Raw genomic sequence first — 17,200 nt, 5'->3', positions numbered from 1 at the left:
ACCAAAATAGGGGCAGCGCCCACATAATTTAAGCCTATTTGACTAAACCACTTATCAAAATCTAATCAACCCGCGCCCTAAGGCGGTTAGGTTAGCTCCAAGGTTCCTGCCACGCGAAGCTTGCCGCCCTCCAAATACATCAGCACCGCTTTGTCACCTGCGCAGTACACTAGCTCTTTTTCTAGCGACAGCGTCAAAGTGGGTTTGCGGTGGTCGTTTTCTTCGGTGGCTTCTTCGATTTTGCTGTTAAGAAACTGCATCCAATGCCCCACGTGAACTACCATGCCTGCTTTCATGGGCGTGTTCCAGTACTTGACCAAGGTTGCCTGCGCCTTTAGCTGCTTGGACGCTTTGATGTTGGGGTCGTTGCTTAGGACGGTGCCGCGGTCAAGGTCATCCACGGCGACGTTTTTAAGCGCCAACCCAACGCGGTCGTTCTCTATGGCGGCGTCAAAATCGTCGTCATGCTTTTGAATCGAACGCACCTGCGCCGTCTTAACTCCGGGCAGGGCTTTGAGGGCATCATGCTTTGCTACTGCGCCTTTTATGACTACACCCAAAGCGACGGTTCCTATGCCTTTGACGTTGAAAGCGTGATCAACAGGGACTGTCCCAAATGATGCCTGCTCGCTTTGCTGCTTTGTGGCGTCTGTCAAAAGTTTTTCACGTAGCACGTTTGGGTCATCGGCGACGAACTCGAAATTTTCCAAGCTGGTGCCTTTTATGAGCGGCAAAATCTTCTCTTGGGGTACATAGTTGCGAAGAACAAAGTAACCGCTTCGTATGCCGCAGCACTGAAGCATAACCAAACTCTCACCCAACGCAGCGTTTAACTCATCCACAACCACAACTGCGCTTTGAGCTTCAGAAGCAGCAAAAAACAACGGCGCCAACCTTTCAGGATACCTTGCAGGCTCAACCAACGTCACCGTATCCTCCCCCCGCTTCAAATTATACAATGTAATGTCGGTGGAGGTTCCTTTCTTCGCCAAACTGCCACTGTAGCCTTGAGCACCCACAACCGCAACCATCAAATTACCCATAATCTACTCCTCACAAACAAAGCAAACCGATTCACACCTCAAAAGATAAGCATTATGGCACAAACAAACCCAACCAAAACACCCCACTAAAGGTCACGCCCCACCTTCCAAAAAAACACCACCCTATCAGCAGCCTATTAGGTTCCAAATTTTAATTCTATGCAGAAACCATAGGGGGAGGGGGGGGTCTATTCTGTGTGCTAGTTGTGGTCATGGTCGTGTTCGTGGTTGTGGTTGTGTTTTTGGTTTTGGAGTAGGTTGGTGTGGTGTTCTAAGAAGTGGTTTTGGTAGTCGTGGTGGGTCATGAGGGAGCCGACTGCGCGGATTATGACTTCGGGTAGGGCGGGGTGGATGTGCATGGCTTGGAGTAGGTAGAGGGCGTTTTGTTTTTTTATTTGCATGATGTTGATGACTTCTTGTATGAGGGTGGATGCTTGGGGTCCTATGATGTGGGCTCCAACGATGTTTTGGGTTTTGCGTTCTATTATGATTTTTACGAAGGCGTCTTTTATTGCCATGGCTTCTCCTTTGGCGGTTTGCTCGTAGAGGTGAAAGCCGATTAGCACGTTTTCTTCGCCGAATTGTTTGACGGCTTGTGCTTCTTTTAGTCCCACGCTGGCAATTTCAGGGTCAGTAAACACTGCATGCGGAATTGCGCCATACTTGACTTTGGTCTTCTCTTTAAAAACCGCGTTAAAGTAGGCAACTTGCACTTCATAATTTGCCACATGCTTAAACATCAACGTGCCATTCGCGTCCCCAAACGCCCACACGTTAGGCTGAGTGGTCTGCAAGTACTCGTCCACCACAAAAAAGCCCCTGTCATCAACTTTTATGCCTGCCTTCTCAGGATGCAACATGTCCGCGTTTGATTTGCGACCCGCCGCCACAAAAATCTCGTCTGCCAAGACCTGCATCTCCTCTCCGTTTTCCCTATCCGCGGCTGTCACGCTTTTTTTCCCCTCGTTTGTGGCGTTGACCTTGCGCACGTCGTAGCCTGTTAGCACGGTTGCGTGTTTTTGCATTTCTCTTTTGGCTAATGTGGAGATTTCGGGTTCTTCTTGGGGTATGAATTGGGGGTTGCGTCCGATTATGGTGACTTTGCAGCCCATGGCTGAGAGAAAATTGCCGTACTCCGCGGCTATGTAGCCTCCGCCGATTATGATGAAGCTTTGGGGCAGCTGCTTTAGCTGCAATATGCTATCGCTTGTCAAATAACCCGTCTGCTCTAACCCCTCAATGTTGGGTACAGAAGGTTTTGAGCCTGTGGACAGAAAAATCATTTTGCCCTTTATGGTTTGCTCGCCAACTTTTAGCGTGTAGGGCGCAGTAAACTCTGCGGTGGTGGGGTAATAATCGATATTTTCGGTGTTTGAGAGTCCGTGACGTATCATGTCGATGTCTGCTTTTATGAGCCTGCGCATGCGCTCCATCACCGCGTTAGAATCTACCTTCAAAATCTCTGCTTGCACCCCAAACTCCCCCGCCCGCTGGATTGTTCTAACTACCTCTGCGGGGTAAATCAAAAGCTTAGAGGGAATGCACCCGCGCGTCAAGCAAATGCCGCCGGGGTCGTCTTTGTCGATAACTGCGATTTGCGCTTTGGGGTTTTGCCTAATGAACGCGTCTGCAAGCTCCATGCCCGAGCCTGTGCCAATGACCACTAAATCGTACTCCTTCAAAACAATACACCACACCAAACATACCAAACTAACCTTAAAAGCCCTAGCGTAACCCAACGGGCACCTGCCAAAAAGGGGCGCAGGTTTAGTCTTGGTGCATGGGTACTGCCCAGTAGCTGATTATGCTGCCTTTTACCCATTTGCCGCCTAGGCTTTTTACGATGTCGTTGAGTTCGTCCCATTCTGCTTTTAGGTACTGGGTGGGTTTGATGAGCACGTAGTCGTCTTGGGCTTGGAAGCTTAGCAGTTCTTGTTGTTCTGGCGTGAATTCTTCTTTTACGGCGTTGGTGTCTAAATCGGGCAAAGTGTGCTCTTGCTTTACGGGTTTGGGTTCGACTCTGGCAACTCGCGTCGGAGTTGTTAAACGCGGTTTTTGCACGGGTTTAGCTGCTGCGGGTTTGATGCTTGTTTTCTGCGCAGCTTTAAACTCTGAAATGGGGTGTGACTCTGTTGTGTCCTCAAAGCTTTCGCTTCTTACAACGGCAACCACCTGCCCCAAAACCAAATCAAACTTTAAATCCAAAAGCTCAACATCCACGGGCAACTCCACCCCCAAGTCGGCTTTGCCCTGCAGGCACTTTAAGAGAACCTCTGAGGGCAACTTTAACACACGCATCTTCATAACGCAGTCCTCAAAACAATTCATACTTGATGCCAAAAACAACTTAAAAGTATTGTTTACTTTTCTGGGTTGACGCTAAAAAACCCGTTAAAACGCTTTTAATGACGTGCAAAACCATGGAATTTTTTGCGATATGGCAAAATTATAAATACACTATATAATCACATCTGCAAACTACCTGAACTAAAGGAGAGAAAATGATAAGTGAAACTTTTGAAAAATAAACAAGCAACTTTGTTTCTTGCAATGTTTTTACTGCTAGCGCTCGTTGGTTCGCTTATGACTCTGCCTGTCAGTAACGCGCATGACCCCCCCTGGGAAGTGCCCACATGGAGCTACGTTGTAGCCTGCAATGACCCCATCGGCGTGAATCAGGATGTACTGCTTGTCTGGTGGCTCAACGCATACCCGCCTTCTGCAAACGGACAATACGGTGACCGCTGGACCTTCACAGTCGAAGTTACCAAACCCGACGGCACAATAGACAACCTTGGCGACTTCATATCCGACCCCGTAGGCAGCGGCTGGGCAAACTATCGTCCAACCCAACTAGGCGAATACTCCGTAACCGTCACCTTCCACGAACACAAAATAACAGGTGACCCATACGGGTTTGATCCAGGTTGGGGTCCAGGCGCGTTTGGCTACGAAAGCATGAACGACATTTACCTATCTAGCACAAGCGACCCCTCATACTTTACCGTGCAAGAAGAACCCATACAAACATGGCAAGAACCCTCATTACCCTCTGAATACTGGGAAGCCCCAGTAAACAGCATGAACCGCGGCTGGTATAGCCTAGTCGGCAACTGGCTACGCGGCGCAGCCCAAAACTATGGATCCACAACCAACTACGCGTTTGGATCAGCCCCCCAAAGCCCCCACATACTGTGGACACGCAGTGAATGGGCAGGAGGCATCATGGACGAACGATTCGGTGCAATAGGCTACCAAACAAGCCACTACGACGGCTTAAGCTTTAGCCCCATCATCCTAGACGGCAAAATCTTCTACAACAGCATCGCCGCGCCCCACATGGGCTGGTGGTGCGTTGACCTCTACACTGGCGAGACATTATACTACCACAACACCACCGGACCCGTAACTGGCATAACCTACTCAGGCTTTGACTACTCAGGCGGCATTAGCGGAGAAGCTCTAGCCTTTGGACAAATCTACAACTACGAATCCCCCAACCAGCACGGCGGCTTCCCCTACCTATGGAGCACTGGCGCTATGGGCGGATACGCAGGAACTGGCGATAGCAACACTTGGATGCTCTTTGACGCAGTCACCGGCAACTACATCTGCGAACTAATCAACGTTCCCTCATGGGCAGGCGGCGGCAGCATGTTTGGCCCCGCAGGAGGCACTAACGTCTACGGCGCAGACGGCAGTATCCTATACTACAACATCGTTGGAACAACCGACCCCAGCAACCCCTATGCTCCCGCATCGGCTCCGTTTTACCTGCAATGCTGGAACACCAGCCGCGCCCTGTGGATGCGCCCCTTCAACGGCAACACCTACTGGATGTGGCGAACCTACCTCAACTACACCTTTGACGGCAACAACGGCTACTCGCTAAACGCAAGCCTCCCCGACATGACAGGCGCAGGCAGCATACGTGCAGTGCGCGAAAACCAGTACGTGATTGGCGGAACTTCTGGCAAGAACAACGGCACCTACATCGAGGAAGGTCAACTATGGGCTCTAAGCCTTGAACCTGGAAAAGAAGGCACCTTACTGTGGAACATAACCTACACTCCACCCGAAACCGTAATTCCTGACCTTGTCACAGGCGGAATCTTTGGCGGAGGCGTAATGAGTGGACCAACAGTGGACCCAGAGGATGGTGTGTTCTTCTTCAAGCAACCCATGACGCGCCAGTTCTGGGGCTTTAGCCTTGAAACAGGCGATATGATCTGGGGACCAACTGAATCCGAAAATAACTGGAACTACTACGGCATGAACACCAACATCTACAACGGCTTGCTGCTCTCATCTGGCAGCGGCATGAGCGGCTCCGAGTTAATCGCGTACGACATAAAAACAGGCGAAATCGAATGGATCTACACCCCCAGCCAAGAAGGCTTCGAATCCCCCTACGGACTCTACCCGCTTAGCATCGCGGCAGTTTCTGACGACAAAATCTACACCACCTCCACCGAGCACTCCCCAACGCAGCCTCTGTGGCGCGGCTCTTACCTAAGATGCGTCAACGCCACAAACGGCGACGAAATCTTCAAACTCAGCTTCTGGGGCGGCGGAGGCGGCATATCCGACGGCTACTACGTAGGACTCAACTTCTACGACAACCAACTCTACTGCGTAGGCAAAGGCCCAACAGAAACCACCGTCAAACTCAACAGCGACGTCGTAGCTGAATGCTCCACCGTACTCATAACCGGCACCGTAACCGACCAATCCCCAGGCGCACCCGGCACACCCGCCATCTGCGACGATGACATGCAAGCATGGATGGAATACCTCTACGAGCAACAAGAAAAACCCGCTGACGCAACAGGTGTCCCCGTAAAAATCAGTGCCACTGACCCCAACGGCAACTGGCAAGACATCGGAACCGCAGTTAGCGACATGGGCGGCAGCTTTGCCATAGCTTGGATGCCCCCTGTACCCGGCACATATCAAGTCACTGCAACCTTTGAAGGCTCCGAATCCTACGGTAGCTCCTACGCAACCACCTACTTCACCGTAACCGAAACACCCGAAGGCTCCGTCACACCCACACAACCACCCACACAGACACAAACACCCGCGCCATCTCAACCCCCCGCAACAGCTTCCCCATCAACTGCACCCCCACCCACAAGTGAAACGCCAACTGGCACCTACATAGCCATCGCAGTAGCCGCAATCATCGTGGTCATTGCAGCCGCAGCTATAGTTCTAAGAAGACGCAAATAACCACCCACCCCTTCTTTTTTTGCTGTAACGTTTGTGTTGCCCAAGTTTTGTTTATGTTTGATCTGTGTGGCTTTGGTTTATGCTGTGGTTGGTTCTTTAAGTAGTAATATTATTTGATGTGTTAGTTATGTTGAAAAATATTTTAATGATTCACCTGATGGTGAATTTTAAATGTTCGGAAGTGTTACTAATAAAATGGGGAATTAAATGAAAAATTTAAAATTTGACCAGCAAGCGGTCTCCAAAACATCGGCGATTTTAATATCTGCTATTCTGCTTACAGGTATAGCCTTTGGTTTTTACGCCTTCGATACGTTTGTGCCTTCAGCAGCCGCTACAGATTCAACTGACCAATCCCTCTTGGCATTGGTTTTATTTGGTTGTGCAAAACTGTCTGCGGGCGAAAGTGCCGTTTACAAAGCTCAGATACAAAACAGCACATCTGAATATGCTGCACCTCTAAGGTACGATTGGATAGTAACTGCCAACGATGCAATGCATGTTTCAATTAACGGACGCAATCTACAACTAGGAAAGGGGGAAAGCTACAGTATGACCCATACCACAGACAACGTTTTGGAGTTCTGCTACATAGACGCCGTAGATAGCTTTGTAGCCATAAATGTCCAATGTACAGACAACAATGGGTTAACAAGCAACAGTTACACCCTGCATGTCGCAGACCCTGCAGAGTATCTGCCACTTTATCTTAATGCATCAGCTACCACCGCAGATTATATAATCAGACCAGACGAAGCAAACAGCTTTTATTACTGTGTAAACGGGTCAACCATGGAAACGTTAACGGTTTATGATACTATAAACGCTACAGAAATTCAAGAAAGCATACTGGGTATCGCTACGGCTGGAGACGAAATCTATCTCAAAGACATCGCCTTTAACTATTCTGCATTAAACGTGTCAGAAAACGTTTTGGTGAAGGATTTTGTTAATGGTGCCGAAAGAGAGTTTATCAACAATGAAGATGGCTTAGGCAGTCCCTATACTATAAGTATTGGAGCCGGCGCTGATAGTGACTATTACTTCTGTCAAGACCGTGCAGGCCGATACATTGAGGATTTTATATCGATAAATTCTAGCGAAGTAGCAGCTGACGTTTTAGCCTTGTGTCCTAATGGTGGAGAAATCGTTTTTACCTCTGGAGAATTCTCGGATTTTGCCGCTGTTATAACTGGAGATTTTGGAGAACCTGAACTTGGTGAATGGAATATACACGGTCAAGGCGCAACAACAATACTTACTGGACCCCCAGGTGGGGATGTCTGGACGATAAAGAATAATGCCAAAGTTGCTCTGTATGATTTCAAGATTGTAACCACTGGGTCTGCTGTTGTTGGAGATGATAACGGGGATACCACAAGCTATGCAGGTTTTTCATTTAGAGACATCTCTACGCTTGATAATTTAGAAATAACTGGCGGTGGCGAAGATAAATGGCTAATTGACATCGAAAACCCCAACAACATAGATTTTAGAGACATCGCAATGGATGTTATCCATGGTTCTGGTGGTATGCGATTCACGCAAACAAGTACGCTCGCAAACTCTGGGGATTGTACATTTAGCGGCATACTTAACATTGAACTCTTCAAAAATGATGCTGTTGCTATGCTTGTAACTGCGTCGCCTGAAGCTTATGCTCATGGGGAACAAATTAACATGCTGCGCGGTAACGGTGGAATAACAGTTTGGTCTTTGCCATCAACTTACAGCAACACAACTGGCATTTGGTTACAATATGCTTCACATAACAGTATTGGTGGAATTCACAGTGAGTCTTTAACACGACCCATACTGCTTGATTACGCAGAGTACAATGCGGTGTATGGTGACAACTCCTATAGCTTTCCCGCTCCCAATCAAGTATTTGTCACTTGTACTGCTAATGCAATAGGCAATGTCATTGAAGGTTTTTCATTGGATGCACTTTCCGACATTTTCGCTTTTACAGATGCAAATGTAAATCATGCTGCCCCAAATCTTTGGAAAGGATGGAATATAAAAGCAGTTTCTGATGCAAATGTCAATAATACTGTAGCCAAAGGTTCAGTGGTAAAAGACATGGTTTTGGTGGCTGCTGGAGGAACTTTCTCTGGATTTACACAAATGCCTGTGGGTTTAGTTACCTATCCAAATTACGGAAACTATCTCATAGTACCATATGGTGGATACACTGGCATGGCGAATATAGTTGCATGTAATGGGACAACGTTTACGTGTTATGGCGGAGCTATGACGGCGTATTATGATGCCTCAAAAGTAATTAGTATACTTGTTGATGGTGCTGAGGTGCCATTGATTGGTGTTGTTACTGTTCCCGTAGGCAAAACCTTTACCGCCACAGTTAGTGAATATCCTGATTGGGTTTGGATCAACTCTACACCTTAACCCTTTTTCTTTTTTGCTACACATTTGCGTTGCTCAAGTTTGTTTGTATTTGATTTGTGTGCCTTTGTTTTGCGTTGTAGTTTGTGATTCCGCAAGCAATAATACCCTTTGTTGTATTGGTTATAATGGGGCATGCAATGAAGAATTCGCTCTTGGGTGCATTGCTAATTGTTGTGCTGCTTAGCGGGTTTGCCTTTTGCTGTTTCGTGTCTGTTGTTTGTGCGCAGGACTCTACTTTTGTTAGCGGTATTTTAGCTTCGGATACGGTGTGGACAAAAGAGGATAGTCCTTACGTTTTAACGGGCAGTGTGCTTGTATCTGAAGGTGTAACCCTGACCATCGAATCTGGCGTCATCGTAGACTTCACCAATTACTACCTGCACGTAAACGGAACCCTGCACGCAAGAGGCAACAGTTCTAACAGCATCCGCTTCATCGACAGCAATCAATCCGTTATATCCCATAATGAGAAAATACTTTTCTCGTTAGCCAGTGTAGCTTGGGATGAACAAACTGGTTTAGGCTGCATTATTGAAAACGCGTTTTTCGAAGAGGTCACCTTGCACATCGAGGATGCTTCTCCCAAGATTAACAACAACACCTTTACAGGGTTAACCTACTACACAGTAATCGACATTAGCGGAATTACCAGTTCCCCCTTAATTACAAACAACAACTTGCAGTTTAGCAACGTCGGCATGAGCGTTAAATGGGGGTCTCCAACAATTTCAGGCAACATCTTCTCTGGTAACCGCCACAACACCGGAATTTCCGTGTCTGGACCGCTTAGCCTTTTCAACAACACCATAACCGATTGCTGGGACGGCATAGTCGGCGGCTCAGTGGTTCTTGAAGGAAATAAAATAACCAATAACGTCTACGGAACAAAAATCGGTAGCCAATCAACTTTTCTGTGCAACGAGATTTCCAACAACAAATACGGCATATTCGGGGGCGGGGGTTCTATTAAAAACAACACCATATCCAACAACGTTGTAGGCATTCAAGCGCCCGATGCTTCGTCGGTTATTATGTACAACAACTTTTACGATAACAACGACTCAAGCATCTGTTTGGGTTCTGGTGAAGACCTAGCTGCGGCTTATAACTGGTGGGGCACCACCGATATTCAGGCTATAAACCAGACCATATACGACTTCAAAAATGACTTCACTTTGGGCACGGTTGATTTTGTTCCTTTCTCTGAAGAGCCAAACATTGTTACGTTGGATTTTGATTTGTTTGAACCCTCTTCTGGTCCCACTTTTGTCGCTGGCATGATTACTTTGGATACAACTTGGAACCGGGCAGGCAGCCCCTACATTCTCACGGGACCTGTGGTAGTGAACAGCGGCGTAACCTTAACTATTGACCCCGGGGTTACTGTGGGGCTCGCAGGTTACTCCCTGCAGGTAAACGGCACCTTAACTGCAAGAGGCAACGACGCAGAAAAAATAGTTCTAAACGATGGACATGTAGACTTCAAATACTCTGCAACTGCTTGGGATGCCATAACAGATTCTGGGTGCATCATCGAAAACGCTGTACTCAACTTTACCGCAGTCCTCTCTGATGTCTCCCTAAAACTGAACAACAACTACATCACAGGCAAAGTAGAAATCAACGGCGGCAAACTTGAATTCACCAACAACAACTTGTTTTCGCCCACCTTTGGCTCCAACGGCGTTCGCATCGCAAACGACGCCTCAGCATATATCAACAACAACGTAATCTGCAGCTTCTTTAACGGCGTTGACATAGCCTCCTCAGGAACAGCCACCATAACTCACAACCTTATCATAAAAGGCATAAACGGCATACGAATCTCCAACTTTTACGCGTCAGCCAACATCCAAAACAACACTCTTACCCAGAACATGTGGGGCTTATACGTAACATCAATTCCCGACTCTATCGTTATTCTAGGCAACAACATTTTCGGTAACACCCAACGTAGCGTAGATTTGTCCCCTAGCCAAAACATTGGTGTCTTTGGCGCTATCTATAACTGGTGGGGCACCACCGACACGCAAACTATCGACCAGTCAATTGTAGATTTTAAGGACGATTTCAACTTAGGCACCGTAGAATACCTGCCCCTCTTGAATGAACCAAACCCCACAGCCCCCCAAGCCTCATCCGTCCCTGACCCAACACCAACCCCCACCCCAACACTAATGCCCACCATAACCCCAACACCAACCCCTATTCCCGCATCTGCTACACCCAACCCAACTCCCACGCCCACTTCTACTCCTTCGCCGACTCCCACGCCTGAATTCACTTCTCTTAATGTGCAGTTGGACCGTAGATATGATGGTCAGGCAGTGTTTTCTAACGAGAAGACTCATGCAAGCCCTTACTCTGCACGGCTAAACATTCCTGTGAACGCCGCAGCGGGTTCTTGGGCTATTGCGTTGTACCCGTGTAGCGTAAATTTGGTTTCGGCGGGGTCTTTTTCCGTTTACGCTTCGTATTTCAATGCGGTGCCGCGTTTTCTGCTCTACCTTGATCAGGACAATGACGGCTTTTCCGACAGGGTTTTGCTCAGCCCAACTCAACCTCCGCACAATGGCGAATGGGCAGCCATAACCAACACCGACGGCGTGTGGTCTGCAGCAGTTAACTCTTTGTCGGGGCACGAAGACACTTGGGAGCCGCTTACGTACTGGCAAGACATCTACAGCAACGCTATGGTACTGTTCATAGGCGTCGCCATAGACTACGACTCTGTCAGCTCAAACGGCATAGGCGAGCCACTTTACGCTGATGAGCTCATGCTAAACGGCGTAACCTACACTATAGCTTCCGTTCACACAACCACCCCCGACCCCCAACAGTCTCCAACGCCTCCGCCGCCTGCTGCTCCCTTCTGGTCACTCACCACAATACTCTTCACTGTAGGGCTAATTGGCGTCACGGGCGCAGTTGTTTCTGTTCCCGCCATTAGGGTTTACCGCAAAAACATAGGCAACGTCTTGTATGCGCGGGCAGATAAGATGCTGCAAAAAGACAAGCCGTTTTCTGCTTTGAAGCTTTACGCCAAAGCCTGCTTAGCTTACATCAAGATAAACCAGCCCCAAACAGCCACGCAAGCACTAACCAAATACACCACATTAGCCAAATCCCTAACCCTGCAAACCCTCATGAGCAGAAGCAAAAACAAAACCTCCAAAATCACACAACTCACAAAAACAAACTTGCACTTTAACAACAAACTAAACAACAAAAAAGCCCGCGTACTCATCCAAGACTCTGACATAGAAAAAATCCACTCCCTCAAAACCCTCCTTTCACGAGCCAACAGTGGGGATATGGATTTTGTTGTAAACCAAGTTCTACAAGACCCCACTTTTATGGAGCCTCTACTGCAGACCCTCAAGGATGTAGACCACATCTCCGTTGACACTTTAGCTTTCCAGCTGCAATACAACACCGACGCAACCATGAAACTCTTAGCCAAAAGCATGGAAACCCAAAAAATAGAAGGCGTCTTCTCAAACGATAACCAACACTACATCTCAAAAAGCTACATACGAAAATACCTGCTTAGCACCCTAAACCCCCAGGCATAACCCCTTCCCTTTTTCTTTTTAGTTCATGCCGTATTGTTGTGCCCACTGCTCGTTGAGTGTTACTTCGTTGGTTGACACGGAGGCTCTTCTGGTTTTTAGGGCTTCAGTGAAGTCTTGCTCCGTTACGGGGCGCGGGGTTCCTGATTCAAGGTTATTTTGCTGTTTAAGCTCATGTATGGGACGATACCATGCGTCTATGCAGAGTTTTTTGATGTCATCCCCGCTAAGCCCTTGGGTGAGTTGGGCTAACCTGTGCATGTTCACGTCGGATGCTACTTTGAAGCTGGGCATTTTTTGGATGGTGATTTTGAACATCTCTTCTCTGGCAGCGGCGTCGGGCAACGTCACCAAAATTCGCTTGTCAAATCTGCGCAGCATGGCAGAATCCAAGTTCCACGGACGATTCGTAGCACCCAAAACCACTACGCGGTCATCAGGTTTACCCTGCACGCCATCCATCATCTGCAACATCTGCGTTAAAACCCGCGTGGAAACCGCTGATTCTTCCCCGCTTCGGTTCATACCCAACGAATCAACCTCGTCAATAAACACAATTGCAGGCTGATTTTTCCTAGCTGCTTCAAACAATGCTTTGACGCGTTGCTCTGAATCTCCAACCCACTTAACCATAACATCCGCCGCGCTCACACTAAAAAACGTCGCTTCACACTCAGAAGCTGCAGCCTTCGCTAGCAACGTTTTCCCGCAACCAGGTGGACCAAATAGCAAAATTCCTTTCCACGTTGGCATGCCCTTGAAAAGGTCTACGCGGCGCAGTGGCAGGATTATGGCGTCTTCTATGGCTTCTTTGGCGGTTTGTAGCCCTGCGATGTCGTTCCATGAAACATTGGGTTTTTCAGGTAAAATCATGGATGCGACTTTGGCTTGCAGTTGTTCTTTTTCTTGCGTGTCCTCAGCGTCGTCGGCTGGGCTTTGCTGGGCTGCGGATTGCGCAGGTTTGCCTGATGCAGTTTTTAAGGCGTAGGCTCTAGACAGGTATTGTTCGGCGCGTGTTGCGTAGAAGTCTTTGAGTTTTTTGTTGTCGGTGTGGCGGATTATGGAGGTAAGTAAATCAAAAGCTTGCAGGTACTTGCTTATTGCCTGTTCTTTGTTTCCTTCTGAATCGCATTTTGCTGCTTCGTTAGCTGCATTAACTGCCATGTTATACAGACGAGACGACAAGCGCAAAGCACCCTTTTCTTTTCTAGATGCTTGTTTACCCATAATAAGCTTTCACGGATGTAACAGATGGGTTGTCTGATGGTGGGACAAGTTTTTTATTGGCATATCGTGACTTATGGTTAGGGACTTCCATGCCTATTACAGAAAAGTTTAGGAATTTTATTTGGGGTCAACCGCTTGAGGATTTGGTTATTGACTTAAAGATGTACAGCAAGGAGATTGCTCGTACTCGTGATAAGTACAAGCAACGCGCCAGCACTCTGTACGACCAAGCCAAAGACTGCATAGTGAAAGGCGATGATTACCGCGCCAAAATGTACGCCCAACAACACCTAAGCGCCGACCGAACCGCATTTTCCCTAGACATGTTCGTCATAAACATGGAGAACCTGATTTTTGATTTAAGCAACGCGCAGTCCGTTGAAAACATCGGGTTGAGCCTTGGCAAAATAAGCAAAAGCTTAGATAAGCTTAACCTGCTCAAGACCCGCGGCGTTGGACAAGTCATGGGCAAAGTCGGGCAGCAAATGGAGAAAATCGGGTTCAAAACAGGACAAATCTTCGACCAACTCAAAGACTACGAACCCTTCAGCGTCGAACCCACCACAGGCAAAGACCTAGACAAAGTCATGGACAAAATGGTCAGCGAAGTCATCGCGGAAGGTCCCGCATCAGGGCTTCCTGAAGCTAAACTCTCAGAGTTACAGCAGCGGCGTCAAAGCTTGAAAGGGCAAAGTGCCGAGGACACAAAATAACCTTTGAGGCGAGAGGGTTTTGTTTAAACTCAAAGACAACAAAAAAGACCTGTTAGACTCGTTGGATATAGAAATCTCCGAGCATGAGAAACGCAGCAAAATCCTCAAAGAAGAAAGCGCGCAAAACAAGCAAAAAGCCAAAGCCCTAACCGAAGAAGACATGACCGACGCCGCAAAACGCCGCTTAGCCGTCTATTTGCTGTGCAAGAAGCTGCGAAACAACGAAGAAGCCATAATGGCTGACTTAGACGCTGCGCGGCTTCAACTGTTGATGCAGCCTGACCATCCTACTTCTGAAACCCTAGAGAAAGTCAACAAGCTGCTACGTGATTCTGCCTCAGAAAAAGACAAAGCCGTTAAAGCCCTCAGCCACCTCTCATTTATCACCCAAGTAAACCTTGAACAGTCAATGACCGAGCTGGAAGGCTACGGCATCGAAGAAAACGCCATAAACACCGAATTCGAAAAACTAAAAACCCCACAACCCCCAGCAAAATCCACGTCTACACAGCTTCCCGAAGTACCCACAACCCCAGCTAAACCTGCAGCAAAACAAGCAAAACCCCGACAGAAAGCAAAGAGCTAATCCATCTTGAACCCCACCCCCCAAGATGACTGGCTTAGCAAGCCGTGGATGTATGTTGCCCCAAAAGGCACAGAGTTGCTAGCGAACTGGAAGGACACTTGGGTCAAATATGTTTTAGAGTTTACTCAAACCCGCAACCTCCACATCATAAACCCCGCTGACCTGCAACGCCAAGAGCCTTTTAGCAAGTTTGACGCCGACACTTTTGAGGTTCTTTTGGATGCTTTGGTGCAGGCGGGCTATGGCAGATGGTGGGACAAAAAAGGCAAGTTGTTAAGGGTTTACTGGCGCTCCTTGGATGGCTGGGCAGACCAAATTGACGCTTTAACTAAAGAGAACAAAACTCGCATAATCAACGGGGTTGACGGTTTAGCGGATTTGGAGCCTGCTTTGGCGGGGTTGCCTGACGAAGATAAGCAAGAAATTCTCTCAATACTTGTCAAGCGCAAGTTGGCGCGGTGGATAAAAAAGAAAGACTGCATTGTTCGGTTGCTTCGCTAAGGCTTAAATTTTGTTTCTGCCTTGTTTTTGTTGGGAACTGGCATGTCGTTTCCTTTGGATGGGCGGTTGTTTGATTTGGCAAAATCTGCGGCGTTTAGAGCTTCAGAGAAGGTGCTTGATGCCGCGCGTACGCGTCTTGTGGTTTCTTTAAACAATCTCCCGCGAAATGCCGCGGAAATGGCAAGTTTTGATAGACGCGTGAAAGAGGAAGCCGCAGAAGAGCTCAGTCGCCTGCAACGCGAACTCTCCCTTGCCTCCCACACAGCTTTGAACCTAAACGACCCCGCATTTTTAGCAGAATTAGAAACTACCCGCGCCGCGGTCGAAAGGCTCTGTCGTTCCTTGAATTCCTCTTTACCTGTCGAACCCAAAAAGAACGCCGCGGTCAACGGAGTAGCGTATCTGGATTTGATGCTGCTTAGCGACTGCTTCATCATGCTAGAGTCCGCCCGTGAAGAACTCTCCACCTTAACCCCCGCAACTAAACCCCAAGCCTTAACCTGCCTAGAAAACATCCGCGCCGCAGCCAAAAATGTGGAAACAATCCAACTCGTAAAATCCCTCTCAGCCACGGTGGATGAACGAGAATTCCTGCAGATTCTGCAGACCCGCGCCCCCCAAATTTACAATCAAGTAAAAGACCTCGCCGCCTTTGCGTTCCCAGAGGCAGACGCCAAAAAGGGCATATTCAAAAAAGCCTTCACCGAGCAAGTAAGCGAACGCGCAATCAAACTAATCAAAATATACGAAGAAAAACAATGCCCCTTTGTCTCCCTAAACGATTTTTACTCCGATTTCAAAAAGCAAAATCTTGACGTCAACGCAAGCTACCTTGATGTCGAGCGGGCTTTGGGTCTTCTGGTTGAACACGGCTTGATTTATAGCGTCGCGTTGTTTGCTGACGGCAAAAAAACCGTCATCCTTAAACTGGATTACCAAACCGTTCTCGACTTGGTTAACACTGACGCCCACCTCAAAACCTGCGGGTTAACCCTTGAGCAGCTCATGCAGCAAACCAGCTGGCCCAAAGACTACAGCACCCTCGTGTTAGAAAAACTCGAAAACCAAGACGTAGCCCGCAAAGTCCTAAGCAAAGACAACACCGCCAGATACTACTTCCCCAGCATGTAACCCCGCGTGTTTTCTTGAATGGTGCGTTAGCCTAAAATACCTATTTTACCAGAGAATGAACTATCCTGGAGGTCGGCTTTTGCCTTTCCTAAAAAAGAAAACCGTCTCACGAAACGTCAACTCCCCCTCGCTTGATGAGTTGATTTGGCGAATCCCCAACCAAGCCTACCCAAAAGTCGCCGACATAGACGAAATTGTGGTTACCGAATTCGAAAAAGCGGTCCTGATAAAAGACGGCGTAGTGCAAAATGTTCTATCTTCAGGCAAACACGAGGTGCCCAGAGGTGTAACCGAAATCGTCTGGGTCGATATCTCCCCCAAATGCCAACTCTTTGGCATCCCCGTCTACAATGGTCCCACAACCAAGGACAACTACCAAATCGGGCTTAGCGGAACAGTTACTTTTAGGGTTATGTTTAGCAAAGAAGACGTCAAAAGTTTTGTTTTGGAAATGGTCAAAGGCAGCCGTGTTTTTGCTGCCGCGCAGGTGGTTGATTGGTTGCGCAGTGGGGTTTTGGTTTCGGTTTTGCGTGATGTGGTAAAATCCAAAAGTTTGGATGAATTCAAGAACGTTAACCGTGAACAGTTGGTTAGTTTTGATTTGCGTCCGCGCCTTGTCTGTGAGCTTTCCAAATATGGCATTGAACTGGTCTCGATGGACATAACAGGCATGACCTCACGCAAAAGCAGTTCATAGCGAAAACCCTGTTTTTGCAATGGTTTTGCAGTTTTGTCTGTTTGCTGCGAGTTTTTTGTGGGTTGAGGTGTATGGAAAAAGAATTTATG

The 17,200-nt window shown here is 47.9% G+C and carries 12 protein-coding genes; 8 read left to right on the top strand and 4 right to left on the bottom strand.

Annotation, left to right across the window (positions count from 1 at the left end; all coding sequences use genetic code 11):
- Window positions 1-86 precede the first annotated feature (86 nt).
- The 3 genes from NWF04_07350 to NWF04_07340 form a co-directional block, all read right to left on the bottom strand.
- A complete protein-coding gene (locus tag NWF04_07350) occupies window positions 87-1,043 on the bottom strand; it encodes an elongation factor Tu (protein ID MCW4006392.1) in 957 nt (318 codons plus the stop codon).
- A 200-nt stretch (window positions 1,044-1,243) separates the two neighbouring features.
- Window positions 1,244-2,725 (bottom strand): dihydrolipoyl dehydrogenase, encoded by a 1,482-nt coding sequence (locus NWF04_07345; GenBank protein ID MCW4006391.1) that lies wholly within the window; start codon window positions 2,723-2,725, stop codon window positions 1,244-1,246.
- A gap of 85 nt (window positions 2,726-2,810) precedes the next feature.
- Window positions 2,811-3,371, bottom strand: coding sequence for a hypothetical protein (locus tag NWF04_07340; protein ID MCW4006390.1), 561 nt, complete (start codon window positions 3,369-3,371; stop codon window positions 2,811-2,813).
- A 255-nt stretch (window positions 3,372-3,626) separates the two neighbouring features.
- Here NWF04_07340 and NWF04_07335 point away from each other — a divergent pair, with 255 nt between their 5' ends.
- The 3 genes from NWF04_07335 to NWF04_07325 all read left to right on the top strand — a co-directional run bounded on the left by NWF04_07335 (window position 3,627) and on the right by NWF04_07325 (window position 12,259).
- A complete protein-coding gene (locus NWF04_07335) occupies window positions 3,627-6,275 on the top strand; it encodes a carboxypeptidase-like regulatory domain-containing protein (GenBank protein ID MCW4006389.1) in 2,649 nt (882 codons plus the stop codon).
- 207 nt (window positions 6,276-6,482) lie between these two features.
- On the top strand, window positions 6,483-8,684 hold the full coding sequence (locus NWF04_07330) for a hypothetical protein (GenBank protein ID MCW4006388.1): 2,202 nt from the start codon (window positions 6,483-6,485) through the stop codon (window positions 8,682-8,684).
- Window positions 8,685-8,821: 137 nt separating this feature from the next.
- Complete coding sequence (locus NWF04_07325; protein ID MCW4006387.1) at window positions 8,822-12,259, top strand: hypothetical protein; 3,438 nt, start codon at window positions 8,822-8,824, stop codon at window positions 12,257-12,259.
- 18 nt (window positions 12,260-12,277) lie between these two features.
- Here NWF04_07325 and NWF04_07320 read toward each other — a convergent pair whose 3' ends face one another.
- Window positions 12,278-13,441 (bottom strand): ATP-binding protein, encoded by a 1,164-nt coding sequence (locus tag NWF04_07320; GenBank protein MCW4006386.1) that lies wholly within the window; start codon window positions 13,439-13,441, stop codon window positions 12,278-12,280.
- 131 nt (window positions 13,442-13,572) lie between these two features.
- On the opposite strand from NWF04_07320, the gene NWF04_07315 reads away from it, so the two are divergent.
- From NWF04_07315 to NWF04_07295, 5 genes are all read left to right on the top strand, one after another.
- A complete protein-coding gene (locus NWF04_07315) occupies window positions 13,573-14,196 on the top strand; it encodes a hypothetical protein (protein MCW4006385.1) in 624 nt (207 codons plus the stop codon).
- 19 nt (window positions 14,197-14,215) lie between these two features.
- The gene (locus NWF04_07310) at window positions 14,216-14,782 is read left to right on the top strand and encodes a hypothetical protein (protein ID MCW4006384.1); all 567 of its coding nucleotides are present in this window, start codon (window positions 14,216-14,218) and stop codon (window positions 14,780-14,782) included.
- 6 nt (window positions 14,783-14,788) lie between these two features.
- Entirely contained in the window at window positions 14,789-15,283 is a 495-nt protein-coding gene (locus NWF04_07305) for a vacuolar protein-sorting-associated protein 25 (GenBank protein ID MCW4006383.1), read from the top strand.
- Window positions 15,284-15,325: 42 nt separating this feature from the next.
- Window positions 15,326-16,414, top strand: coding sequence for a hypothetical protein (locus NWF04_07300; GenBank protein MCW4006382.1), 1,089 nt, complete (start codon window positions 15,326-15,328; stop codon window positions 16,412-16,414).
- A 79-nt stretch (window positions 16,415-16,493) separates the two neighbouring features.
- On the top strand, window positions 16,494-17,111 hold the full coding sequence (locus NWF04_07295; protein MCW4006381.1) for an SPFH domain-containing protein: 618 nt from the start codon (window positions 16,494-16,496) through the stop codon (window positions 17,109-17,111).
- Window positions 17,112-17,200: the final 89 nt, after the last annotated feature.

The organism is Candidatus Bathyarchaeota archaeon (assembly GCA_026014465.1).
Taxonomy (GTDB): Archaea; Thermoproteota; Bathyarchaeia; order Bathyarchaeales; family Bathycorpusculaceae; genus JADGNF01.
Note: the sequence above shows the minus strand (reverse complement) of the source record. Positions and strands in the feature narration are given on the sequence as shown.